22 protein-coding genes are annotated in these 23,825 nt (G+C 70.7%); 8 read left to right on the forward strand and 14 right to left on the reverse strand.

Annotated features, from left to right (window positions below; translation table 11 throughout):
• Positions 1–93 precede the first annotated feature (93 nt).
• On the reverse strand, positions 94–237 hold the full coding sequence (locus tag AC3EO4_RS09375; protein ID WP_379575121.1) for a hypothetical protein: 144 nt from the start codon (positions 235–237) through the stop codon (positions 94–96).
• A gap of 245 nt (positions 238–482) precedes the next feature.
• Here AC3EO4_RS09375 and AC3EO4_RS09380 point away from each other — a divergent pair, with 245 nt between their 5' ends.
• Positions 483–1,814 (forward strand): hypothetical protein, encoded by a 1,332-nt coding sequence (locus AC3EO4_RS09380; protein WP_431894885.1) that lies wholly within the window; start codon positions 483–485, stop codon positions 1,812–1,814.
• Positions 1,815–1,893: 79 nt separating this feature from the next.
• Here the strand turns inward: AC3EO4_RS09380 and AC3EO4_RS09385 are convergent, their stop codons facing one another.
• Entirely contained in the window at positions 1,894–2,346 is a 453-nt protein-coding gene (locus tag AC3EO4_RS09385; protein WP_379575119.1) for an Lrp/AsnC family transcriptional regulator, read from the reverse strand.
• 79 nt (positions 2,347–2,425) lie between these two features.
• Here AC3EO4_RS09385 and AC3EO4_RS09390 point away from each other — a divergent pair, with 79 nt between their 5' ends.
• From AC3EO4_RS09390 to AC3EO4_RS09405, 4 genes are read left to right on the forward strand one after another with little or no spacing between them, the layout of a single operon-like run.
• Positions 2,426–5,695 (forward strand): indolepyruvate ferredoxin oxidoreductase family protein, encoded by a 3,270-nt coding sequence (locus AC3EO4_RS09390; protein ID WP_431894886.1) that lies wholly within the window; start codon positions 2,426–2,428, stop codon positions 5,693–5,695.
• 31 nt (positions 5,696–5,726) lie between these two features.
• Entirely contained in the window at positions 5,727–7,355 is a 1,629-nt protein-coding gene (locus AC3EO4_RS09395) for an alpha/beta hydrolase (protein ID WP_431894887.1), read from the forward strand.
• Positions 7,352–7,813: a hypothetical protein gene (locus AC3EO4_RS09400; RefSeq protein ID WP_431894888.1), complete on the forward strand. Its 462-nt coding sequence runs from the start codon at positions 7,352–7,354 to the stop codon at positions 7,811–7,813. The genes AC3EO4_RS09395 and AC3EO4_RS09400 overlap by 4 nt, the downstream gene beginning before the upstream one ends.
• A gap of 9 nt (positions 7,814–7,822) precedes the next feature.
• Positions 7,823–8,041 carry a cold-shock protein gene (locus AC3EO4_RS09405; RefSeq protein ID WP_379575116.1) on the forward strand — a complete coding sequence of 73 codons (219 nt, stop codon included), beginning with the start codon at positions 7,823–7,825 and terminating at the stop codon, positions 8,039–8,041.
• Position 8,042: 1 nt separating this feature from the next.
• Here the strand turns inward: AC3EO4_RS09405 and AC3EO4_RS09410 are convergent, their stop codons facing one another.
• Positions 8,043–8,480, reverse strand: a complete 438-nt coding sequence (locus AC3EO4_RS09410) for a GNAT family N-acetyltransferase (RefSeq protein WP_431894889.1) — start codon at positions 8,478–8,480, stop codon at positions 8,043–8,045.
• Between the two features lie 356 nt (positions 8,481–8,836).
• Here AC3EO4_RS09410 and AC3EO4_RS09415 point away from each other — a divergent pair, with 356 nt between their 5' ends.
• A complete protein-coding gene (locus tag AC3EO4_RS09415; RefSeq protein WP_379575114.1) occupies positions 8,837–9,601 on the forward strand; it encodes an SDR family NAD(P)-dependent oxidoreductase in 765 nt (254 codons plus the stop codon).
• Here AC3EO4_RS09415 and AC3EO4_RS09420 read toward each other — a convergent pair.
• Positions 9,585–9,869 (reverse strand): hypothetical protein, encoded by a 285-nt coding sequence (locus AC3EO4_RS09420; RefSeq protein WP_431894890.1) that lies wholly within the window; start codon positions 9,867–9,869, stop codon positions 9,585–9,587. The two genes, AC3EO4_RS09415 and AC3EO4_RS09420, sit on opposite strands and share 17 nt — an antisense overlap.
• A 215-nt stretch (positions 9,870–10,084) precedes the next feature.
• A complete protein-coding gene (locus AC3EO4_RS09425) occupies positions 10,085–10,513 on the reverse strand; it encodes a hypothetical protein (RefSeq protein WP_431894892.1) in 429 nt (142 codons plus the stop codon).
• A 360-nt stretch (positions 10,514–10,873) separates the two neighbouring features.
• On the opposite strand from AC3EO4_RS09425, the gene AC3EO4_RS09430 reads away from it, so the two are divergent.
• A complete protein-coding gene (locus tag AC3EO4_RS09430) occupies positions 10,874–11,539 on the forward strand; it encodes a nucleotidyltransferase domain-containing protein (RefSeq protein WP_431894893.1) in 666 nt (221 codons plus the stop codon).
• Between the two features lie 216 nt (positions 11,540–11,755).
• Here AC3EO4_RS09430 and AC3EO4_RS09435 read toward each other — a convergent pair whose 3' ends face one another.
• On the reverse strand, positions 11,756–14,743 hold the full coding sequence (locus tag AC3EO4_RS09435) for a chondroitinase family polysaccharide lyase (RefSeq protein WP_431894895.1): 2,988 nt from the start codon (positions 14,741–14,743) through the stop codon (positions 11,756–11,758).
• A gap of 93 nt (positions 14,744–14,836) precedes the next feature.
• On the opposite strand from AC3EO4_RS09435, the gene AC3EO4_RS09440 reads away from it, so the two are divergent.
• Positions 14,837–15,085, forward strand: coding sequence for a hypothetical protein (locus AC3EO4_RS09440; protein WP_431894896.1), 249 nt, complete (start codon positions 14,837–14,839; stop codon positions 15,083–15,085).
• A gap of 22 nt (positions 15,086–15,107) precedes the next feature.
• Here the strand turns inward: AC3EO4_RS09440 and AC3EO4_RS09445 are convergent, their stop codons facing one another.
• Genes AC3EO4_RS09445 through AC3EO4_RS09480 form a run of 8 tightly spaced genes read right to left on the reverse strand, consistent with a single transcriptional unit; the run spans position 15,108 to position 23,736 of the window.
• Positions 15,108–16,526, reverse strand: a complete 1,419-nt coding sequence (locus tag AC3EO4_RS09445; protein ID WP_431894897.1) for an aldehyde dehydrogenase family protein — start codon at positions 16,524–16,526, stop codon at positions 15,108–15,110.
• 10 nt (positions 16,527–16,536) lie between these two features.
• On the reverse strand, positions 16,537–17,622 hold the full coding sequence (locus AC3EO4_RS09450; RefSeq protein WP_379575107.1) for a P1 family peptidase: 1,086 nt from the start codon (positions 17,620–17,622) through the stop codon (positions 16,537–16,539).
• Positions 17,623–17,653: 31 nt separating this feature from the next.
• The gene (locus AC3EO4_RS09455) at positions 17,654–18,835 is read right to left on the reverse strand and encodes a M20 family metallopeptidase (RefSeq protein ID WP_431894900.1); all 1,182 of its coding nucleotides are present in this window, start codon (positions 18,833–18,835) and stop codon (positions 17,654–17,656) included.
• Entirely contained in the window at positions 18,832–19,617 is a 786-nt protein-coding gene (locus AC3EO4_RS09460) for an ATP-binding cassette domain-containing protein (RefSeq protein WP_379575105.1), read from the reverse strand. The genes AC3EO4_RS09455 and AC3EO4_RS09460 overlap by 4 nt, the downstream gene beginning before the upstream one ends.
• Positions 19,586–20,488, reverse strand: a complete 903-nt coding sequence (locus AC3EO4_RS09465; RefSeq protein WP_431894902.1) for an ABC transporter ATP-binding protein — start codon at positions 20,486–20,488, stop codon at positions 19,586–19,588. Before AC3EO4_RS09465 ends, AC3EO4_RS09460 begins: the two co-directional genes overlap by 32 nt.
• Complete coding sequence (locus AC3EO4_RS09470) at positions 20,475–21,296, reverse strand: ABC transporter permease (RefSeq protein WP_431894903.1); 822 nt, start codon at positions 21,294–21,296, stop codon at positions 20,475–20,477. Before AC3EO4_RS09470 ends, AC3EO4_RS09465 begins: the two co-directional genes overlap by 14 nt.
• A complete protein-coding gene (locus AC3EO4_RS09475; protein WP_379575102.1) occupies positions 21,293–22,231 on the reverse strand; it encodes an ABC transporter permease in 939 nt (312 codons plus the stop codon). Before AC3EO4_RS09475 ends, AC3EO4_RS09470 begins: the two co-directional genes overlap by 4 nt.
• Positions 22,228–23,736, reverse strand: coding sequence for an ABC transporter substrate-binding protein (locus AC3EO4_RS09480; RefSeq protein ID WP_379575101.1), 1,509 nt, complete (start codon positions 23,734–23,736; stop codon positions 22,228–22,230). The genes AC3EO4_RS09475 and AC3EO4_RS09480 overlap by 4 nt, the downstream gene beginning before the upstream one ends.
• Between the last annotated feature and the right edge of the window lie 89 nt (positions 23,737–23,825).

Here is a 23,825-nt window from a genome sequence, read left to right on the forward strand (position 1 = left end):
GTCCACGCCGTCGATTCTCGTGATGGTGGAACCGTCGACCCATCGGCGGCGGCGCCTGTCTCGCCGTCGAGTGCCTCGTTTCCAGGCAGTCGCTCAGCAGCAGTGGTTGCCCACGGCTCCCACAACTGTCGGAGCCGTGCCGGGCTCGGTGTCGGCGGCCGCCGACGTGGCGGTCAACAGCACCGCGACCGCGGCGAGAGCGCTGAGGGCAAGGACGCGATGTCGGCGGGAACGCACAGCGAACCTCCTGCTTTCCTTCATGTCGACACGCGGTCGCGCAACTTGCTGACCCGCCCGATTGTGACAGCCCAATGGCTGCTCCACAATGTGATCACCTTTCGGCTTCCTGCGTCGGCGGGCGGGCCGACCCGGACCGAGCCCCTGGGCGTTGTGCCACCAAAGGTGGTGGTCTGCCCGAGTTGTGTCTACGATCGGTTGGCATTGATCGACATGGGCGAGGCGGTCACGACCAAGGCGGTGGAATGCTGACCGACATGCATGCGGGCGCGCTCCTTCGAGGACTTCGACACCAGCGACGGTTGACGCTGGAAGAGCTGAGCGGGCCCCAGCTCTCGGCCCGAAGGCTCATGCTGATCGAAGACGGCGTCGACCCCACCGCAAGGGAACTGGCGGAACTGGCCGCCAAGCTGGGATGCCCGCCGCTGGTGCTCCGCCATGGCCTCGGCTCCGACCGCAGCGCGGAAATCAGGCAGGAGCTCGCCGGCGCGGACGAGGCACTCGCCCAAGGCATGTCCGCCAAGGCCCGCGTCCGATACGCCACGCTTGCCGGCGATCCAGCGTTGGGCAGCCGCCCAGACCTGTGGCGACAGACCGAACTCGGGCTGGCCCTGGCGGAGGAGGCCGACGGGGACCTGCCCGAGGCCATCGAGCGCCTGACGCATCTGATGAACGTCCTCGCTCCTCTGGATGAGCAGCTGCCGCCGATGGCCTACGAAGATCGCGAAGAGACCGAGCATCGGATCGGGGTCGCCTTGGCGCTGTGCCGATGCCTTCGCGAGGTGGGCGACCTCACGGCGAGCGTCCACATCGGCGAGATCACCTTCTCCAGGGAGCTGCCAGGAGGCTGGACCGACCGGGGTATCGAACTCGGCGCCACCCTGCTGGCCGCCTACATCGAGCGCGGAGAGCAGGCCACGTGCAGGGCACTGGCCGCCCAGTTGCTCGACGCCGCCGAACAGCTGGGCACACCGCGTGCCCTGCGAGCCGCTTGCTGGAACGGCGCGACGGTCGCGGCCATGGACGGCGACGCGCAGCGGGCCGGCGAGCTGGGTGATCGAGCGCTGGCCGCTCATGCCCAGCTCAGCGATCCTCGCTCGACCGGCCGGTTGCGGGCGCGGCTTGCGGAGAACCTGCTCACCAGCTGCCCGGCCGAGCACGCCAGAGCTCGTCAGATGCTGCTCACGGCGCAGAGCGAGCTGGCGGGCAGCGCGGCCAGCGCGGTCGATCTGGCCTACTGCCAGCTGTCCTTGGCCCGCACCGACCTCCTGGCCGGCGACCCCACAGCGGCGGCCCGGCAGGCTGAGGAGATCGCCGCCCGCCACCCTGCCGCGCTCAACCTCGTCGCCGACGCGCAGCTGCTGACCGCGGACACGCTGCGGGCGCGCGAGCAAACGCAGGCAGCCGCGGAGGTACGGGCCGGCGTCGGCGAACAGCTCGAACAGATGCAGGCACCGGCTCGCGCCTCGAAGGCCTTCGCCGACAGCGCCGCCGAACTGGAACAGTGCGGTGATCTCGAGGCCAGCACCCGCGCGTATCAGCGGGCGCTGAGCGTCGGCGAGCTGTCCAGCCTGTGACGGCCTGACGGGAAGCCCGGCCGTGAGCCGAGGCCGGCAGCCGGTCGGCCGGCTCGCAGGCACCGACTGCGTCTGGGCGTCACAGGGGCAGCGAGCCGCCCGGCTTGATGGCCTTCATGGCGATCTGCGAGGTGAGCTTGTCGAGGCCGGGCAGGCGGCCGAGCTTCTCCAGACAGAGGCGGCTGTAGGCGTCCATGTCGGCCACCGCCACCCGCAGCACGTAGTCGGGCCGCCCGAACATGCGCAGGCACTCGATGACGTCCTCCACCTCCATCACCGCCGACTCGAAGGCGGTGACGGTCTCCGCGTCCTGACCCTCCAGCTCGACATAGGCCAGGACCTGGAAGGCGCGCCCGACCGACGGCGCGTCGACGACCGCGCGATATCCGGAGATCACACCGGACTCCTCCAGGTTGCGCACCCTGCGCAGGCACGGCGACGGCGTCAGCCGGACCCGGTCGGCCAGCTCGATGTTGCTGAGCCTGCCGTCCTCCTGTAGAAGGCGAAGAATTGCGCGATCCGTAGCATCCATGACCTTAGATGCTAACCAGGGCGTAAACCACCGCAAGTATTGACATCGAATACCTCGACCCTTGAAATAATCTCACGTCATGACGAGCGACGCCTTCATGAGTGGTACGCAGGCGCTGGTGCGGCTGATCGCGGACCAGCTGGCCGCGGACCGCAGGGCGGGCCTGGACACAGGCGCGATGGTCTCCGGCTATCCGGGGTCGCCATTGGGCGGTTTCGACCAGGAACTGGCCAGGAACACGCCCGAGGGCGTGGTCCACCGTCCCGGCCAGAACGAGGAGTTGGGCGCGACCGCGGTCTGGGGCAGCCAGCTCGTCCCCTCGCTGCCCGACCCGCGCAAGGCGGGCGTCCTGGGCGTCTGGTACGGCAAGGCCCCGGGCGTCGACCGGGCCGCCGACGCGTTCAGGCACGGCAACTTCGTCGGCGCCCATCCGGAGGGCGGGCTGATCGCCCTCTGCGGCGACGACCCCACCTGCAAGTCCTCCACCCTCCCCAGCGCCACGGAGAGCACGCTCGCCGCGCTCGGCATGCCGGTGATCTACCCCGGTACCGTCCAGGAACTGCTCGACCTCGGCAGGCACGCGATCGCGGCGTCCAGGGCGAGCGGCCTGTGGGTGGCGATCAAGGCGGTGGCCAACGTGGTCGACGCCACGGCCACCGTCAGCCTCGACCCCGACAGGGTCAAGCCGGTGATGCCCGAGATCATGTGGCAGGGCAAGCCGTACCGGCACACACCCGACGCGATGCTGCTCACGCCGTACTCACTGGACATGGAGCGCACGCTGGTCGGCCCGCGCCTGGAGCTGGCCCGCGCCTACGCCCGCGACAACAACCTCAACCAGATCACCGTCCCCGCACCCGACGCCACGATCGGCGTGATCGCGGCGGGCACCGCCTACTACGACGTGCGCGAGGCGTTCGGCAAGCTCGGGCTCACCGACGAGGTCCGGCTGTTGAAGATCGGCATGCTCTGGCCGCTCGAGCCGACGGCGGTGCAGGAGTTCGCCCGCGGGCTGTCGGAGATCATCGTCGTCGAGGAGAAGGCGCCGCTGCTGGAGGGCCTGGTCAAGGACGTCCTGTACGGCACGCCGAACCCGCCCGCCGTCACCGGCAAGGCGGTGATCCCGCAGCACGGCGGCGTTGACTCCGACCTGGTCGCCAGGGTTCTGGCCGATCGGCTGTCCATCGACCTGCCGCGCCGGCGCGAGCCCCTCAAGCTGCTCGGCCCCGCCCGCACGCCGTTCTTCTGCTCCGGCTGCCCGCACAACCGCTCCACCGCGGTCCCCGAAGGCTCGGTCGTGGCCGCGGGCATCGGCTGCCACACCATGATCGTGCTCAACCCCGAGGGCAAGGGCGATCTTGCCGGGCTCACCCAGATGGGCGGCGAGGGCGCGCAGTGGATCGGGCAGGCGCCGTTCACCGGCACGCGCCACATCTTCCAGAACCTCGGCGACGGCACCTTCCACCACTCGGGATCGCTTGCCGTCCGAGCGGCCGTCGGCGCGGGCGTCAACATCACCTACAAGCTGCTCTACAACAGCGCGGTGGCCATGACGGGCGGCCAGACGATCACTCCCGCGCTGTCGGTGGCGTCGCTGACGCGCTGGCTCGAACTCGAGGGCGTGCGCAAGGTGATCGTCACGGCCGACGACCTCTCCCGCTACCAGGGGGTACGGCTGTCGCCGATCGCCTCGCTGCGCGACCGTGCCGACCTCGAACAGGCGCAGCGGGAGCTGGCCGCCGTCGAGGGCGTCACCGTGCTGATCCATGATCAGCAGTGCGCCGCCGAGAAGCGGCGCCTGCGCAAGAAGGGCGAGCTTCCCGACCCGGTGAAGCGCGTGGCGATCAACCAGCGCGTGTGCGAGGGCTGCGGCGACTGCGGGCAGAAGTCGGAATGCCTGTCGGTGCTGCCGGTCGAGACGGAGTTCGGCCGCAAGACGGAGATCCACCAGTCGTCGTGCAACAAGGACTACTCGTGTGTCGACGGCGACTGCCCCTCGTTCCTGACGATCGTCCCCGGCTCGAAGAAGCGCTTGGCCGCCCCCGCGCCGCCCGAGATGCCGGTCCCTGACCTCCACTCGAGGGACACCACGATCAGGCTGGTCGGCATCGGCGGCACCGGCGTGGTGTCGGTCGCGCGGCTGCTCGGCAAGGCCGCGCTGATGGACGGACGCCAGTCGCGCGGCCTCGACCAGACGGGGCTCGCGCAGAAGGGCGGCACGGTCGTCTCCGACATCCGCCTGTTCGACGGCGAGGAGGACAGGACCGGCCAGGCCAGCGCCGCCTCGGTCGACGCCTACCTGGCCCTCGACGTGATCGGCGCGACCGATCCCAAGCACCTGCGCACCTGCTCGCCCTCGCGCACGGTGGCGGTCGTCTCCACCCACCTGTCGCCTACCGGCGGCATGGTGCTCGACCCCGCCACACACATCACCGACCTCGGGCCGCAGCTGACCGCGCTGGAGGCGCGCGCCCGCTCGGTCGTGGCGCTCAACGCCGAACGGCTCGCGCAGGCGCTGTTCGGCGACCACATGCAGGCCAACACGATCGTGCTGGGCGCGGCGTGGCAGCTCGGGCTCATCCCGCTGTCGCTGGAGTCGATGGAGAAGGCGCTCGGCAGGTCCGCGGCGGCCTTCCACTGGGGTCGCGCCGTGATCGCCGCCCCGTCCGCGGTGGACGCGCTCTTCCCTGCGCCCACCGTGGCCGAACCCGCGGCCGAGGTGCTGCGGCAGATCGCCTTCGCGGGCGAGGGCAGCGAGCTGCACCGGCTGCTGGCGGTACGGGTGCCCGACCTGGTCGCCTACCAGAACCCCCGCTACGCGCTGCGCTACCTGGCGGCCGTCCGCGAGGTCCACGCGCTCTCGCCCGGCGCGGTCGCCGAGGCCTACGCGGTCCACCTGCATCGGCTGATGGCCTACAAGGACGAGTACGAGGTCGCCCGCCTCCATCTCGACCCCGCCGAGCGCGCCAGGATCGCCGCCGAGTTCGGCCCGGGAACGCGCGTGGCCTACAACCTGCACCCGCCCGTCCTGCGCGCGCTCGGACTCAAGCGCAAGCTCAGCCTCGGCCCGTGGTTCGACCCCGCGTTCAAGGCCCTGTACGGCATGCGCAAACTCCGCGGCACCAAGCTCGACGTGTTCGGCCTCGGCGAGGTGCGCAGGACCGAGCGGTCCCTCGCCGAGGAGTACACCCACGACGTGCTGAGCGCGCTGTCGTCGGGAGCGCCGGAGGAGAAGGTGCTCCAGCTGGCGGAGCTGCCCGACGTGATCCGCGGCTACGAGCACGTCAAGCTGCGGGGCGTGGCCGACTACCGCGAACGGGCGGCCGCGTTGCTGGAATCCACCGGCTGACCCTGTAGTCGCCCGGCTACTCTTTGTGGCCATGGTGGGCTTTCAGCATGCCGTACGGCACGCCGCCGAGGCAGCCGGGCTCCTCGACGAGCCCGCGCGCGCCATCGCGGCGCAGGCATGGGTCGGCGGCGGCGCTCCCGCGTTCGCCGCCGAACTCGCCCGGCAGCGCGCCGCGCTCACCGCCGCACTGGAGTCCGCCCTGGGCAGGCTCGCGAAGGAGGGCGACGCCGTCCCCTCGCTGGCCCGGCCCTCCACCGGCATGACCGCCGTCCACGGCGCGTTCTCCGGCGTCGAACCCGCCCAGCTGCGGCGCCTGATCACCGGCCTCACCACGGCGGCAGGCGAGCTGCCGCGCGCGGCCCTCAGTCTCGGCGCGCCCGAGGTGGCCGCGATCGGCTCGTGGTCGGCGGCCCAGGCCGACGACCTGCGCCGCCGCCTCGCGCTCATCCTGCGCGACGGCGGCGACCTGGCCCCCGCTCCCCTGGTCGCCTTCGGCCTGTACGGCGGGCACGCCCCCTCGGCCGCCACCGCCCTCCTGACAGCGGTCGCGGGCGGTGACACGGCCGCGCTGGCCCGACTGCTGGACCTGCAGCGGCAGGCGACCGACCCGACGCTCGCGGCCCGGGTGAACGCGTGGTGGCGCATGCTCGACACGGCGGCCCGCGACCAGGCGGCCAAGGCCCTGCCCGGCCTCGGACTGCTCGACGGGCTGCCCGTGACGCTTCGCGACAGGGCGAACAGGGAACTGCTGGCGGGCGAGAAGGCCAGGCTCGCGGCGCTCCTCACCACCGTGCCGTCCGACCCGCATCTCCGACTGGCCTGGCCCGCCCTCCTCGACAGGGTGATGCGGGAGCTGGACCACGTGAAGGCCATCGAAGAGGGGCTCGCGCAGGGCGGCAGGAACGGCCGGCCTCCGGCGTACCTGCTGTCGTTCGACACCCGGGCCCTCGGACAGGCGGTGATCTCCTTCGGCGACCCCGACGAGGCGGACCGGGTGGTGGCGTACGTCCCAGGGCTGAACACGACGCTCGCCTCCTACGGGAGCGACCTGAACAGGGCGGCGGTGCTCTGGGACCAGGCGCACTTCTTCGCCCCGTCCCAGAGGATCGCGTCCATCGCGTGGCTCGGCTACCGGGCGCCGCAGATCGACTGGCAGCTGAACGTCCCCGGCCGGAGCGTGGCGACGGACGGGGCGGCGGAGAAGGGGGCGCGGGCGTTGGCCTCGCTGACCGACGGCCTGCGCGCGAGCCACGGGCCTTCCGGCACGGCGAACCTGACCATCCTGGGACACAGCTACGGCTCACTGGTGACGGGCAAGGCGGCGGTACTGCGCCCCGGACGATTCGCCGACGACCTGGTGTTCGTGGGAAGCCCGGGGGTGGGGGTCCGGCGGGCGGAGGAACTGGGAGTGGGGCCAGGACGCGTGTGGGCGGGAGAGGCGGCGGGAGATCCGGTGGCGGACCTGGCGCGCTTCGGCAACGACCCAGGCGACGACAGCTTCGGGGCACGCCGGTTCTACGTCGAGGACGGCCCGTTCTACCTGACCTTCAAGGCCCACTCCGACTACTGGAACGTACACTCCGAGTCGCTGAGAAATCTGGCGCACATCGTCAACGGCGAGCATCAGAAGGTCACCACAGCACCGGGAGTTCAGCCGTGATCCGCCTCAGCGCTCTGCTTCTGTTCGTCCTCGTCGCCTGTGCGGAGACATCAGTTTTGAACGAAAGACAGACGACCGAGCGGGTCGAGCAACTCATCCGTGAGTCAGTAGCGGTGATCCAGCCAAGCCCCAGCCTTGAGTTGTATCGCCCCAGCCTCAACAAAAACCTTTGCGTGGGTGCGACCGACGGCGGCTCCGAAGAACGCATCATCATCACCCGCACGTACTACCTTCGCGGTATCCCGAAAGATCGCTTCGTTGATGTCGCCCAAAGGGTCAAGGCCCACTGGCAGGACCAAGGGCACGTCATCACAGAGATGAGCGGCCTCGACACGGGCGAGCCCCAGATTGCCGGACGGAGCCGTCCCGATGACTTCATTCTTTCGCTCTCCTGGACCCAAGGCGACGTCCTCGGCATCGGTGTCACGTCCACCTGTGTCTGGCCTGACGTGAGATGATCTCTGTTCATGACCCGAGGCACTGTCAAGTTCTGGAAGTCCGACAAGGGCTGGGGTGCGATCTCCTCCCCCGATCTTCCCCCTGGCAAGGACGCGTTCGCCCACTTCAGCGACATCGTCGCCGAAGGATTCCGGGAGCTGCACCCCGGCGACACCGTCGAGTTCGACCTCGTCGAACGGAGTCAGGACAGCTTCGACTTCGTCGCCACGAACGTCCGCAAGCTCTGACCTACCGCCCGAGCTCCTTCCCGTAGCTACGGCTGGTCGGCTCGCCGACGTACTTCCCGTAGGCGGCGATCGGCGTGTACCCCGAGCTCTCGTACAACGCGATCGCCTCTGGCTGCCTGATCCCCGTGGTGAGGCGGACGCGTTCGTACCCCGTGGCGGCGGCCAGCGCCTCCAACGCCTTCAGCAGTGCCCGCGCCGCTCCTCGTCCCCGGTGCGAGGGGCGGACGTACATGCGCTTCACCTCGCCCGTCGCCGCGTCCACGGGCTGCAGGGCGCCGCACGCCACGGCTGCCCCGTCGGCCACCGCGACGAGGAAGCGGGCAGCGGGGTCCACGCCCGACCTTCCTTCGGGCCCGTAGCGGGCGACCAGTTCGGCGAATGCCGCGTCGAGCAAAGCCTGGAGTTCGCCATCGCCTGGCGGGCGTTCCTCGATCAGCATCCGGGCAGCCTAACCCGCGAGCAGTGGGCAGTGGGCACCGAGCCGCGAGCCGGGTTGTGGCCCGCGGGCAGGAGGAGTGGGCAGTAAGCCGGGGGCAGCAAGCCGGGAGCAGTAAGCCGGGGTAGGACATCGAGGAGCGAGCCGCGGGCAGCGGCCAAGGCAGGACAGCGAGGAGCGGGCTGCGGGCTGCGGGCTGCGGGGACAGGCAACGCGTGACAGGCAGCAGGTATCGGGTGACAGACGACGGGTTACGGGCGATGAGTGACGGGCGATGAGTGACGGGCGAACGGGCGAGGGATGGGTGACGGCTCGGGGCACCTAGTGCACTGGTCGGACCAGTGGATAAAGTGACGGGCATGGACTACGAGCGGTTGTTCCGGCTTGACGGGCGTCGGGCGGTTGTCATCGGTTCGGGGAGCGGCATCGGCAGGGAGTCCGCTCTGGCCCTGGCCGCGCACGGCGCCGAGGTGGTGTGCGCCGACCGTGACCTGCCCTCCGCCGAGGAGACCGCGGCCCTGTGCGGCGGGACGGCCCTGCGGCTCGACGTGCTCGACGGCGAAGCGGTCCGCGAGGCCGCGGCGAAGCTGGGCGCGGTCGACGTGCTGGTGTTCACCGCCGCCACGAACGTGCGCAAGCGGTTGCTGGACTACTCCGCCGAGGAGTTCGAGCGTGTCGTCGATCTCAACCTGCGCGCCTCGTTCGAGGTGGTCCGGGCGTTCGGCGCCGGAATGGTGGAGCGGGGAACGGGCTCGATCGTCGGCTTCGCCTCCATCAGGGCGTCGGTGACCGAGCCAGGCCAGGGCGTGTACTCGGCGACGAAGGCGGGCCTGGTCCAGTTGCTGAGGACCGCTGCGGCCGAGTTCGGCCCGTCCGGCGTGCGGGTCAACGCGATCGCCCCCGGCGTGGTGGAGACGCCGCTCACCCGGCAGATCAAGGAGCACCCGTCCTGGTACGACGCCTACGCCGCCAAGTCCGCGCTCGGCAGGTGGGCGCAGGCCCCCGAGATGGCGGGCGCGGTCGTCTACCTGGCCTCAGACGCGGCGAGCTTCGTCACGGGCTCGGTCCTCTACGTGGACGGCGGCTGGACGGCGGTCGACGGCAGGTTCAACCCGCCCAACTGAGCCACACCCGGACCGATATGCCTTGAAGGTCACGATCCCGGCGGCTTTCGCCCACGCCCTCGCGCCGCTCCCGCGCGACGTCGGCGGAGTGGAGATCGCCGCGCACGCGGGTGATCTCGGCGATGGTCTCGGCGGCCTGCGTGCTGGGGTGCTCGGCTTCGGCCAGGCCATGCTCGGCTGCCTCCGCGCCCGAGGCGAACAGGGCAACGGGTGAGGCGTAGTCGAGCATGGCCTGGCGTCCCGGCCATGGCGAGATCGAGATCCGCACGACGACAGGACGCTGGTGGCGGACACGCTCGTCAACCCTCGCTGGAAGCCCTTCCCGGCGGAGAAACTGAGGTGAACTCGCGAGCAACTAGACGAGATCTTCCCCGCTGCGGCGCGTGGGGCGCGGGAGAAGGCTCTCACGTAGTCGCTTCTCGCGGCCCAGCGGGGTTCATGACATGTTCGATTTCGGCGCCCCACCCTGGGGGCGACTCACCGTCAGCGCGGCGTGAGGGTGAAGTCGGCCCGGTAGCGGTCGGCGCTTGGGGCAGCGCCCGACCTGGGGTACGGCTTGAGATCGACGAGCCGTAGCTCGTGCCCGGCGACGGTAATCGCCGTCTCGAACCTGCCGCTGGTGTGCAGCTCGTGATCGGCGGGCGGTGCCGTTCCGGCGGTGACCCGCACCTTCACCACCGCATCGCCCTCCCACACGCACTGCACGCCAGTGGGGCAGCGGCTGTCCTGGCCCACGCCCGTCAACGTCACCGTGAGCTCCGCCCCCGTGAGGCGGGCGGTATCGCCGGACGCGAGCGTGAAGACCTTTCCAGGCTCGGCGGCGATCTCACCGCCCGATCCCGCCGTCGCGGAGCCACAGCTCAGCAGCGACAACGGCACGGCCAGCGCAATGGCCACCATTCCTGATCTCACACGGGTCAGTATAGAGACCAGGTGGTTTCGATGATCGTCGCAATATTGACGGCTCATGATCGCAGACGCCCTATCAGCGGTCGTCACGCGCGACGCCGACGGCGGCATCACCAGGCCGACGTCTGGGGCGGCCTGGTGAACGCGTGCCGGCCGCCGTCGGTGAATCGTCGGCGGGGCACGACGATCGGCGCCCTCGGCGTGTACCTGGAGGTCTTGGACGGGCGTGTCGAGACGATCCCAGGATTCACGAGCCGGCTTTCGGAGCCGGCCAGCGGCAGGGGTCCGACAGGGAGAAGCGGGCGGTGAAGACAGGCCAGCCTTCCGCGCGGGACAGCGTGTGATGGGATTATCAGCTCGGAAATGCGACAAGTCATGATCGGCACCCTGCAGGGCATCAGGCATGATTTCCGGATGATGAGGATCGAGACGCCGTGGGGGCCCTGGGAAGCCGCGCCGCTTGACGAGGTCATCGCGCTGATGCGCGGGCTGGCGGCGCCGTGGTGGGTGGCCGGCGGGTACGCGATCGAGCTGGCCGTGGGCCATCCGTGTCGCGAGCACGAGGACGTGGATATCGCGCTGCTGCGCCGGGATCAGCTCGCGGTGCGGCGGCTGCTGGACGGCTGGGATGTCCACGCCGCAGTCGTGCCCCAGACGCTGCGGCCATGGGCAGTGGACGAGGTGCTGCCCGAGCCGGCGCACGACATATGGGTGCGCGAGCATCCGGACGGGCCGTGGCGGTTCCAGCTGATGCTGGACGAGGCCGACGGAAAGGAATGGCTCTACCGGCGTGACCCTCGAATCCGCCGCCCGCTGACCGAGCTGACCGTCGAGAACGACGGTTTCCACCGGCTCGCCCCGGAGGTGCAACTGCTCTACAAGTCCAAGAGCAGGCGGCCGAAGGACGAGACCGATTTCGAGGTGGTCCTTCCCCTGCTGAGTGACGGGCAGCGGCGCTGGCTGGATGAGGCGCTGGCGACCGAGCACGCCACACATCCCTGGCGCGAGCGCCTGCGCCACGATCCATGAGATGAACGCTGCCCGGTACGGCTCGCCCGCTGTGTCGTCGACGACGGCCCCGTCCCCGCACCGCCAGGCGTGGAGGGCGAGGCGTCATATGTGCGCGTGTGCTCACCCTGTTAGCGGTGCCGGACGGGCGCGCCCGGCCCCTTCCAGCTCGGCCCCTCGCTCTCAGCCATCCGCCGAGCTGGGCAGACCCCCGGCGGGAAGGAGACCGCGGCGGTGTCAGGCTTCGGGGCTGAGCCGCACCTGGACAGGGATGCCGTGGACGGTCTCGAACACGACCACGGTCCTGCCGCCGGTGACCCGCGTCTCGCACCGGCCCTCCGCGCGGCGCCACCGGCCGGCGAGGGTGACCTTCAGCAGGTGGGGGTGGCTGGGGCTGGTCAGCCATGGCCTGGACCACGGGCTGTAGTGGCCGACGTACCTGCCCCGCTCGTACTGGTCGTGGTCGATGCCGCCGTAGAGGCGCAGGTCGGGGTCGGCGACCGCGAGGACGAGGTCGTCGCCTTCCTGACGGGTCATGAGCAGCGACGGCGTGTCGATCTCGAGGACGCGGCCTGCCAGCCGTACCCGCTCGAAGATCGCGTAGCCGGTGACGCCGGTGGCCCGGTCGGCGACCACGTGGGCGGTGTCGTCGGCCCTGAGCACCGCGTACGGCACGTCGGCCGCGAAGGCCGCCATTCGCTCGGCGGTGGTGTCGACGACCATGGCGTATTCGTAGGAGGCGGCGCGCGGCGCGGCGCCGTGCCTGATCCAGGCGGTCGAGAAGTCGCCGGTGGTCGGCGCTTCGGTGGCGTTGTTGCGTGAGGACTGGGTCGAGCGGGTGAGACCGACGCGCTGGCCCTGTGCGAGGTAGTAGCCGATGTTCTTGTCGTCGAGCAGCCAGCGGGGTTGCAGGTCGAGCCGTTCGTAGGGGAAGGGCACGTCGGTCCCGTCCACGACGACGCGGCCCGTCCTGGTGGTCTGGAAGAGCGTGGTCTCGGTCTCGTTGGCGCCGTCGGCGTTGCCGATGCCGGTGCCGAGTGCCACGATCCGGTCGTCGAACAGGAACACCGACTTCCTCGCTCGGTGTGTGCCCTCGTACTTGGGGTGTTCGCGAAGGTCCATGGCGAACATCCCGTTGCGTCCGTCGATGGCGCACGATCCGGCGAACCGCGATTCGGTGAGCAGCATCTCCTCGATCGCCCCTGTCAGGTCGCCTTTGAGCGCGTCGAGGGATGTGTGGATCGTGGTGGCGCCCGGTCTGCGGTTCCAGTCGTAGCCCGGCTGTGCGTAACCGCTGTCCAGGTTGGTGCCGCGGTGCACGACCTGGATCTGCCCGTAGGTGTTGTACCTGCCGTACCAGTTGGCGCCGACGTAGATCTCGGTGGACCACAGGTAGCGGTTGTGCCCGCGGACGGTGACCTGCCAGTCGCCGCGCCGGTGGACCGTGAGCGCGGCGTAGTTGACCGCCCAGTTCCCCGTGGGCGACGGCTCCGCGGTGACGCCTTTGGCGGCCAGCCTGGCGGCGAGCTCCTTCTGCTGCGGGGTGGGCGAGGCGGGCATGAGCCTGAGGAAGGCGGCGCCGATCTCGTCGTCGATCGGGGCAAGCCACTGGAAGGGCACGATCGACAGGGCGGTGGCGCCGCTCGGGTTGCGGCCGCTGATGGAGATCGGCCACTGCGTCCTGCCCGCGTAGACGCGCTGCATGAGCAGCGCCTGCTTCAGCCGGCCGTACGCCTCGGGGGAGACCGCGAACGCGCCGCCGCTCATCACGTACACCAGCGGGGCGAGCCCGGTGAAGCCGTCGCGGACGTAGTCGGGGAAGAAGCCGACGTGGTGGAAGGCGGTGCCGTCGACCTTGATGCCGTCCTGGATGCCGTCGGTGGGCAGCAGGGCGGCGTCGAGCCAGTCGCGCAGTGCCTTGAGGTAAGCCACCTGCTCGGCCTCGGTGTCGCGCAGGAGGACGGCGGCCAGCATGCCGCGGAAGGTCGTGTTGAACAAATCCATGATCGAGCCGTGGGCCATGCGGTGCTTCCAGCCGCGGAAGATCCTGCCGAGGCCCGTCAACCAGTCGAGGTCGGCGCGGACCTGTTCGAACCTGCCGGCCGCGCGCAGGGCGTCGCGCATGAGGTACACGGAGTCGTAGTAGCCTCGCACGTCGTAGCCGAGGTGGTGGATCGTGCCCTGGCAGCTGCCGCGCGTCCATCCCTGCTCGCGCAGGTGGTCGACGATCTTCAGGTAGAGGGCGGCGAGCGCGGGCCTGTCGGCCGGGCTGGCCTGGTGGCCCTGGGCGATGGTCTTCATGAGGTCGGTGCAGGCGCGCAGGGTGACGGGGTCGACGAACGCCTTCAGCTCGGCGGCGATCTCGACGGGGTAGATCTGCGACTGGTAGGCGTGCACGGGGCGGCCCATGAGCGCGTCGGTCTGCGCGGTGAGCGCGGCCACGTTCGGCTTGACCTGGGCGACGAGGTACTCGTCGTGGTAGCGGGTGACGAGCGCGCGCAGCGCCTCGCTCTCTTCCGGCGTCGGCGGCTTCACCTCGGGCTTCCTGGCGGCCAGCAACCGGTCGAACAGGTACAGCGCCTGCCAGTGCTGGTTGTCGTACTCGTCGCCCTCGGGGGCGATGAGGGGTAACTGGTGGTCGCGGCAGGGCGCGTCCGGGCGCAGCGGCACGTTCAGCATGAGCTGGTCGAGGTGGAGCCTGCCGGTACGGCGGGGCGCCACGATCCGCAGCGTGTCCATGTCGGGCCTGGGCCTGCCGTGCATGTCGTAGGCGTAGCGCACCCACGCCGTGCGCCAGCCCGAGTAGTTCAGGTGGAACTCGAACCACACGTCCGTTTTCGAGCCCCTGCCGAACTCGAAGCGCACGACGTCGTCGACCGGGGTCTCGTTGTGGATCCAGACGCAGAAGGCGTCGACGAGCCCCTGCCAGGCCTGGTCGTCGCCGAGCCGGTACGGGTCGGGCGCCCACCGGAGCGGCGCGCGCACGGTGATGACGGCGCGTTCGGTGTGGTCCCAGCGCAGGGAGTGCTTCCCGCAGACGGCGACCTGGTCGCCGATGGCCAGGCCGTCGCCGCTGAAGTGCGGGGGGACGGCGGACTCCAGCAGGAACACCGGGGGGTCCATGGCCATCGCCCGTTGTTCGAGGTCGGCGGGCGCGGCCATGGCAGGGAGGGCGGGCACGAGCGCCGCGCCTTTGATGACCGTCCTGCGCGAGATATTCGCCACAATCACCATAAAACGCGAAAACTATCTTCACGTCTAGGTGCCGGACGACACCACAGGGGCGGGTGTGACGGCAGGGACCAGATGGAGCCGGTCATGAACCCCGGTCCTCGGCGACGTTCACAGGAGGCGAGCGTGGCCACCGCCGTGGTCCACACCCGCCGGCCGGGAGGCCGGGAGGGTGTTCCAGCCGGGGCCGTACGGCTCGCCGAGCACGAGGCGGTGCGCAGTGCGCCGATGAACTGCCGTGCGAACTGCTCGCACGCGTCCGGGTCCGCCGGCACGTCCTTCTGGCGGGTGACGGGGACGAGACGACCGTCGCGGAGCGTCGCCGAGGAACTCTGAGAATGGTGGGACGCGGGCCGAATCAGGGCCGGATGATCGCCATCCTCGTCACGGTGAACTCCTCGATCGCGAACCTGGGTCCCTCACGCCCGATCCCCGAGTCCTTGACCCCGCCGTACGGCATGTTGTCCGCTCTGAATCCCGGCACCTCGTTCACCACCACGCCGCCCGCCTCCAGGCGCTCGATGGCCGCGAAGGCCGTCGCCAGCGACCGGGTGAAGACCGACAGGTGCAGGCCGTACCGCGACCTGTTGACGGTCTCGAAGGCCTCTTCCAGGCTCCCGGCGGTGCGGACGCACACCACGGGGCCGAAGATCTCCTCGTCCCACGCGGCCACCCCGTCGGGTACGTCGGCCAGCACGGTCGGCGCGATCGCCCGTCCCTCGAGCACCCCGCCGGTGACGAGCTCGGCTCCCGCGGCCACCGCCTCGTCCACCCACGACAGGACCCGTGAGGTGGACCGCTCGTCGATGAGGGCCGCCACCCTGGTGTCCTGGGAGCGCGGGTCGCCGACCACGACGTCCTTCATCCGCGCGGCCAGCAGGTCCAGGAACTCGGTCCGCACCGCCTCCTCGACCACGACGCGCTGCACCGAGATGCACGCCTGGCCCGACGCGTAGTAGCCGCCCCTGACCACCGCGTCGGCGGCGGCCTCCAGGTCGGCGTCGGCCGCCACGATGAGCGCGGCGTTCGACCCGAGCTCGAGGAGCACCTTGGTGGGCGCGGCGTTGCGCGCGATGGCGTGACCCGCCGCGGCGGATCCCGTGAAGGAGACCGCACCGATCCGGCGGTCCTCCACCAGCGCCCTGCCGACCTCGACGTCGCCGGTGACGAGCTGCACGGACGCGTTCGGCAGCACGCCGACCGAGCGCAGCAGCTCCACCAGCCCGATCGTCGCCAGCGGCGTCGAGGGAGCGGGCTTCACGATCACCGGGCACCCGGCCGCCAGCGCGGGCGCGATCTTGTGCGCGGCCAGGAGCAGCGGATAGTTGAACCCGGTGATCCCGACCACCACCCCGATCGGCCGCCTCGTCCAGAACCCGATCAGCCCCTCCCCCGAAGGCAGCAGGTCCATCGGCACGGTCTCCCCGTGCAGCCTGGCGACCTCCTCCGCGGCGGTGGCCAGCGTGACCAGCGTCCTCGCCACCTCGACCTTGCAGTCGACCAGCGGCTTGCCGGTCTCCAGGACCAACAGCCGCTCGAACTCCTCCCTGCGCGCGGCCAGCGCGTCGTGCGCGCCCATCAGCGCGGCACGGCGGGCGTGCGAGGGTGTCCTCGCCATGACGGGGGCCACGGCCAGTGCCTCCTCGACGGCCCTGCTCGCCAGCTCCACCGTCCCGACGGGCGCGCGTGCCACCGTCGTGCCGTCGTAGGGGAAGACGACCTCGGCGGTCTCCCCCACGTGCACCCATCCGTCTCCGATCGGCAGCCCGTCCATCATTCCGACCCCCTCATGCTCGCTTTCGTGCGCTCGGGAACACATCCAGGTAAGCAGGCGCGTCCCGCCTGCCGGTGGCATGCAGGACGGCATGCGCGACCGCCCTGCTGAACACGTCGGCCGCGGCGGCGAGCACGTCGTGCAGGTCGGTGTCCACGGGTCCCGGGCGCCCGCAGGTGGACATCGCGAAGATGGTGTCGCCGTCGACCATCGTGTGCGCGGGCCTGATCGCCCTGGCGAGACCGTCGTGCGCCACTCCGGCCAGCTTGCCGCACTGGGCCTTGGACAGCGTGAGGTCGGTGGCGACGACGCCGATCGTGGTGTTGAACGAGGGCGCCTTCAGCGGCTGCCAGCGCAGGAACTCGTCGTGGTCGGGCTCGCGGACGTGGTCGAACTCGCCGGGCAGGCCGTACCTGGTGCCGGACAGCAGGCCGCTGTCCGGGTCGAGGACGGAACCCGCGGCGTTGACGACGGCGAGGGCGGCCACGGTGATCCCCGAGGGCAGGACGGCGCTCGCCGTCCCGAGGCCGCCGGCCAGCCCGCCCGCCATCGCACCCGTCCCCGCCCCGATGGACCCGTTGAGCCCCGGGACCGCCGAGGACGCCGCCGCGTCGGAGGGAGCCGAAGAAGAGGGAGCCGAAGCAGGAGCCGGAGCCGACGAGGGGGCAGGCGCGGAGGCGACGGCGGCGTCGTAGGCCGCGGCGCCGAGGGCCCCGTCGGGCGTGGCGCGGAAGCGGCCGCCGCGCCCCAGGTCGTAGATGACCGCCGACGGCACGATGGGGACGACGCCCTCCGCCACGGGGAATCCGACTCCGGCGTCGGCCAGGCGTTCCATGACTCCGCACGCGGCGCTGAGACCGTAGGCACTCCCGCCGGTCAGCACGATGGCGTGGACGCGTTCGACGAGGTTACGGGGGTCGAGCAGCTCGGTCTCGCGGGTGCCGGGGGCCGCTCCTCGCACGTCCACCCCCGCGACGGCCCCTCCGGGCGGGGCGAGCACGACGCTCACTCCCGTCCGGTACCCGTCGCCGATCCGCTGCGCGTGCCCGACCCTGAGCCCGGCGACGTCGGCCATGGAGTTCGTGGGACCAGGCCTCATCGGGCGCCCCTTCGTGGAAGCGGGCGGCGCGTCATGCCCCGCCACCGGACAGGAAGATCCGCGCGGCCTCGGCGAAGACGCGGGTGCAGCGGACGATCTCCTCGACCTCGACGTATTCGTCGGCCTGGTGCGCGATCCACTTGCCGCCGGGGCCGTAGACCACCGAGGGGATCCCGCCCCAGTGCGTCAGCACCGTGCCGTCGGTGGATCCAGGCACGCCGCCGTACACCGGGGCCTGCCCCGTGACCGCGGTGTGCGCGGCGGCGAGGGACGTCACGACGGGGTGGGTGACGGGCACATCGACGGGCGGCCTGTCGACCAGGATGGTGACCTTGGACTCGATGCCGTCGAAGGCGGCCAGCTCCTCCACCCTGTCGGCCACCTCCTTGTGCGCGACCCCTGGGACGGAGCGCACGTCGACGAAGACGGAGGCGACTGCGGGGATGACGTTGACCTGCTCCTGCGAGCCCGCATGGACGACGGTCGGCGTCACGTACACCTCGCCGAGGTGCTCGTGCGCGGGGTGGGCGGCCTGCAGGTCTTCCTGGTAGGCGCGCAGGGCGACCAGCAGCGACCCCACCGCCTGGATGGGGTTGCGGCCGTGCTGGGGCATCGCGCCGTGGGCCATCTTGCCGGTGAAGTCCACGCGCAGCCGCAGCGCGCCCTTGGCGACGGCGCAGATCTCGCCCGCCTCGGGTTCGGCGACGATGGCCGCGTCGACGTAGGAGGAGAGCGCGGAGTTGACGAAGTGGTGGGCGCCGATCATGAGCCCCTCCTCGTCGGCCAGCGCGCACACCTTGACCCGCCCGGGGAACGGTCCAGCCAGCTGCAGCGCCCTGGTGGCGTACAGCACGGCGGCCAGGCCCGACTTCATGTCGGCGCTGCCCCTGCCCCACAGCCTGCCGTCGCGGATCTCGCCGCCGAACGGGTCGACCGTCCACTCCGACAGGTCGCCCTCGGTCACCACGTCGGTGTGGCCCTCGAACATCAGCGTCGGCCCTTCACCGCCGCCGCCCTCGACGACCGCGACGACGTTCGGCCGGCCGGGAGCGGCCTCCTCGACGACGGGGTCCCAGCCCCACGAGCGCATCTTGGCCGCCACCAGCTCGGCCGCGGGCAGCTCGTTGCGCCCGCGGGCGGGGTCGTTGGTGCTGGGGACGCGGACCAGTTCCTGGGTGAACTCGACCACTCCCCTGGCATCGATCTCGATCAAAGCAGTCCCTCCAGAGTGGGTACGGCCTGCAACAGCGTCCGTGTGTACTCGTGCCGCGGCTCGGCCCAGACCTCGTCGACCGGTCCTCGCTCGACGATGGAGCCTCGGTGCATGACGGCGACGCTCTCGCAGACGTGTCGCACGACGGACAGGTCGTGCGACACGAAGACAAGGGTGAGCCCGTGCGTGTCGATGAGGTCGGCCAGCAGGTTGAGGATCTGCCCGCGGACGGACACGTCGAGGGCGCTGACGGCCTCGTCGGCGACGAGCACCTTGGGCTCGGGGGCGAGGGCGCGGGCGATGGCGATGCGCTGCCGCTGCCCTCCGGAGAACTGGTGGGGGTAGCGGTCGGCGGCGGAGGCCGGCAGCCCGACCTCCGCCAGCAGCGCGGCGACCCGGTCTCCGGCGGGGCGGCCGAGGGCGACGAGCGGTTCGGCGACGATGTCGCGGACCCTCATCCTGGGGTCGAGCGAGCTCATCGGGTCCTGGAAGACGATCTGCAGGTCGTCGCGCAGGAAGCGCAGGTCGCGCTCGCGGCGGCCGACGATCGGCCGCCCTTCGAAGGAGATCGTGCCGCTGGTCGGCTGGTCGAGCCCGCACAGCAGGCGCAGCAGGGTGGACTTGCCCGATCCCGACTCGCCGACGATGCCGAAGCGTTCGCCGCGCCGTACGTCGAGGGAGACGCCGTTCAGAGCCCGCACCTCGGGTTTGAACAGCGAGGTGCGGTAGATCTTGGTGAGGTCGCGGGCCTCAATCACGGGGATGCCAGCAGGCGTAGGCATGGCCCTCTCCTTGCAGCGTCGGCTCCTGCGAGCACGTGGGCGTGGCGTGCGCGCACCTGTTACTGAAGACGCAGCCTTCGGGGAACTCGCCTGCCGCGGGCACGGTGCCGCTGATGGTGGGCAGGCGGGTGCCGCGGGGGCCGAGTCTGGAGGCGGCGATGAGGCCCTCGGTGTAGCGGTGGCGGGGGTTGGCGAACACCTCGCGGAGGGGGCCGCTCTCGACGACGCGCCCGCCGTACATGACCAGGACGCGGGAGCAGACGGAGGCGACGACGGCCAGGTCGTGGGTGATGAACAGGACGGCGGGCGCGAGTTCGGCGATCAGCTCCAGCATCTGCTTCTGCACGGTGACGTCGAGCGCGGTCGTGGGCTCGTCGCAGATGAGCAGCGAGGGCTCGTTGGCCAGCGCGATGGCGAGCATGACCCGCTGGCGCTGCCCGCCCGACAGCTGGTGCGGGTAGGCGCGGGGCGCCTCGACGCCCACACGGCGCAGCAGGTCGAGCGTGCGGGCCCTGGCCTCGGCGCGCGGGGTCCCGTGCAGGGTCATGACCTCGCTCACCTGCGCGCCGACGCGCATGGTGGGGTTGAGCGCGGTCATCGGCTCCTGGAAGACCATGGACACCACGCGGCCCCGCAGGTCCTTGACCCGCTTCTCGGGGACGCCGACCAGCGGCTGGTCCTTCAGGAAGGCGGATCCCGTGGCCGAGACGCCCTCGGGCAGCAGCCCCATCAGCGACAGCGCCGTCAGCGACTTGCCCGAGCCCGACTCGCCGATGAGGCCGACCCGCTCCCCGTGGGCGATGCCGAACGACACCTGCCGCACCAGCTCCAGGTCTCCGGCTCGGACGGTCAGGCCCTCAACGCTCAGCACGGATCCTCCTGAGCTTGGGGTCGAGATGGTCGCGCAGGCCGTCACCGAGGAGGTTGAAGCCGAGGACGGCCAGCGCGATCGCCAGGCCGGGCCACAGGGCCAGGCGCGGCGTGGAGAAGAGCAGTTCCTGTGCCTCCTGCAGCATGCGGCCCCACGAGGGGGTCGGCGGCCTGGTGCCGAAGCCGAGGAAGGACAGCGCCGCCTCGGCCAGGATGGCGATGGCGAAGGAGACCGACGCCTGCACGATGAGCATGGAGCCGATGTTCGGCAGGACGTGGCGGGCGGCGATCGCGATCCTCCCGCGTCCGGCCGCGCGGGCGGCGAGGATGTAGTCGGTGACCATGACCTGCATGGTGGCGGCGCGGGCGATGCGGGCGAAGGCGGGCACGGTGGCGACGCCGATCGCGATCATGGCGGTGAGGGTTCCCGCTCCGTAGACGGCGCCGAGCATGACCGCCAGCAGCAGCGCGGGGAAGGCGAAGACGAGGTCGTTGACCCGCATGATCAGCTCCGACAGCCAGCCGCGCGGGGTCATCCCCGCGACCATGCCGAGCGGCGTGCCGACGAGCGCGGCGATGCCGACCGCGACGATCCCGACGTACAGCGTGGTGCGGGCGCCGACCATGAGCTGGCTGAACGTGTCGCGGCCGAACTTGTCGGTGCCGAGCAGGTAGTCGCCGCCTGGCGGGGCCAGCCGGTGGGCGGCGTCCACGAGCGTCGGGTCGTGCGGCGTCCACACGAACGACACCAGCGCGGCCAGGACCGTGAGCCCGACCAGGACGGCGCCGATGACCAGGTTTCCTCTCATCGCAACCTCGGATCGAGTACGGCGTAGGCGAGGTCGACCACGAAGTTCACCAGCAGGACGGCCACGACGAGCATCATGACCACCCCCTGGACGAGCAGCAGGTCACGCTGGGCGACGCCGTTCAGCAGCAGGTCGCCGAGCCCGGGGATGACGAAGACCCGCTCGACCACGACCGCGCCGATGAGCAGGGTGGCCAGCTGCAGCCCGAGCACGGTGACGACGGGGATGGCCGCGTTGCGCAGACCGTGGCGCCACAGCGCGCCCATGCGCCCCCTGCCCTTGGCGCGGGCGGTGCGCAGGTAGTCCTCGCGCATGACGTCGAGGACCGCGCTGCGCACGTAGCGGGTGAGCACCGCCCCCTGGACCAGCCCGAGCGACAGCCACGGCAGCAGCAGCGACTGCAACCACAGGGCCGGGTCCTCGGCGAAGGGCACGTAGCCGCCCGAGGGCAGCGCCTGCGCCTGCACCGCGAAGACGAACACCAGCAGGATGCCCGCCAGGAAGGCGGGGATCGCGATGCCGACCTGGCTGAAGGCGCTGATGAGCGCGCCGAGGGGGTTGCGGTGGTGGACCGCGGCGAAGGTTCCCGCGGGGACCGCGACGAGCAGGGCGATCACCATCCCGCCGAGCACCAGAGTGAGCGTGACGCCGAAACGCTCGGCGATCTGCGGCCCGATCGGCGAGCTGGTGACGTAGGAGGTGCCGAAGTCACCGGCGACCAGCCCGCCGGCCCAGTCGAGGAACTGGGCGAGCGCGGGCCTGTCGGTGCCGAACTGCCTGCGCAGCGCCTCGAGCGCCTCGGGCGTGGCGTTGACGCCGAGCGCGATCTCCGCCGGGTCGCCGGGCAGCAGCGCCATGAAGGCGAAGACGACCACACCGGCGGCCGCGGTGCTACCCAGGAGCACCGCGACCCGCCTGACCAGGTACCAGATCACTGCTTGGTGAGAGCGGTGAAGTCGAAGGACTCGGCGATGGCGTTCTTCGGCAGGCCCGTGGCGATGCTCTTCTTGGCGACGATGAGGTTGGGGAAGAGGAAGAGCCAGTCTGCCGCGGCGTCGTCCGACAGGAGCTTGGCGGCCGCCTTCAGGTCGTCCACCTGCTGCTGCTCGGAGCCCTGGTCGGCCGAGGCCAGGAGTTCGCCGTAGGCGGGATTGTCGTAGTGGAAGTAGTACGACTTGTCGGCGAAGATGCCCATGTCGCGGGGCTCGACGTGGTTGATGATGGACATGTCGTAGTCGCCCTGCTTGAAGACCACGTCCAGCCACCTGGCGGGGAACTCCAACGGGTCGATGTCGGCGGTGATGCCGACCTGGGCGAGCTGCGACTTGACCACCTGCGCGGCGGCGACGGCGTAGGGCAGGTTGGGGATGCGCAGCTTCACGTTGTAGGTCTTGCCGCCGAGCAGCGCCTTGGCCTTGGCCACGTCGTAGGGGTAGTCGCCGGTCCTGTCCTCGTACCACGGGTCCGTGGGCGGCACCATGCTGCCGATGAGCTGACCGCGTCCCGCCCACGCGGTGTCGAGCAGGGCCTTGTGGTCGATGGCGTGGCGGACGGCCTGCCGTACCTTCTTGTCGTTGAACGGCGGGCGGGCGCTGTTCATCGACAGGACGACCTCGCCGTTGGTGGTCCCCTCGACGACCTGGAAGCGGTTGGTGTCGGCGAACTGGGCGAGGGACTCGGGCGCCTGCACGGCCGAGATGACGTCGATGCCGCCGGTGAGCAGCGCGTTGTTCATCGCCGTGGCGTCCTTGAAGTACTTCAGCGTGATCTGCGAGACCTGTGGCTGGGGTCCCCAGTACTTCGGGTTGGCGGTGAGCTGGATGGAGTCGCCGCGCTTCCACGAGCCGAGCTGGTAGGGGCCGGTGCCGACGGGCTTGTTGGCCAGGTCGGCGACGCCGGTGCGGCTGAACATCGCGCCGAGCCTGGTGGCCATCGAGTACATCCAGCCGTTGCTCGGCCGCTTGAGCGTGATGACGGCGGTGGAGTCGTCCTTCTTCTCCACCTTGTCGACGACGTCCATCTGGGTCTTGATCTTCAGCTTCCAGTCGGACTTGACCCTGTTGACGGAGAAGACCACGTCGTCGGCGGTGAACGGGGCGCCGTTGGTGAAGGTGACGCCCTTGCGTAGGGTGAAGGTGTAGGTCTTGCGGTCGGCGGAGACGTCCCACTTCTCCGCGAGAAGGGGCTGGATGTTGCCGTCCTGATCCAGCTTCACCAGGCCCTCGTAGACGTTGACGAGCAGCGCCTGGGGGATGGCCGCCCCCTCGGTGGCGGTGAAGTCGAGGTTGGCCGGTTCGGCGACGAAGCCGACGGCCAGGGTGGAGGGCTGGGAGCCCGTCGTGCCGCCGGTGCGGTCGCCGGCGCTGTCGGCGCCACCGCCGCCGCAGGCCGCGCTGAGAAGGAGGCCGCCGAGGGCGACCCAGATTCCAATGCGCCTCATGCCTCAAGCCTCCTGGCTAGTGCACTGGTCTGACCAGTAGGCTACGCACACTGCCAGCCCAGGACTTTTCGGTCAAGAGGGGGCGCGAT

It is taken from the genome of Nonomuraea sp. bgisy101 (assembly GCF_057708945.1).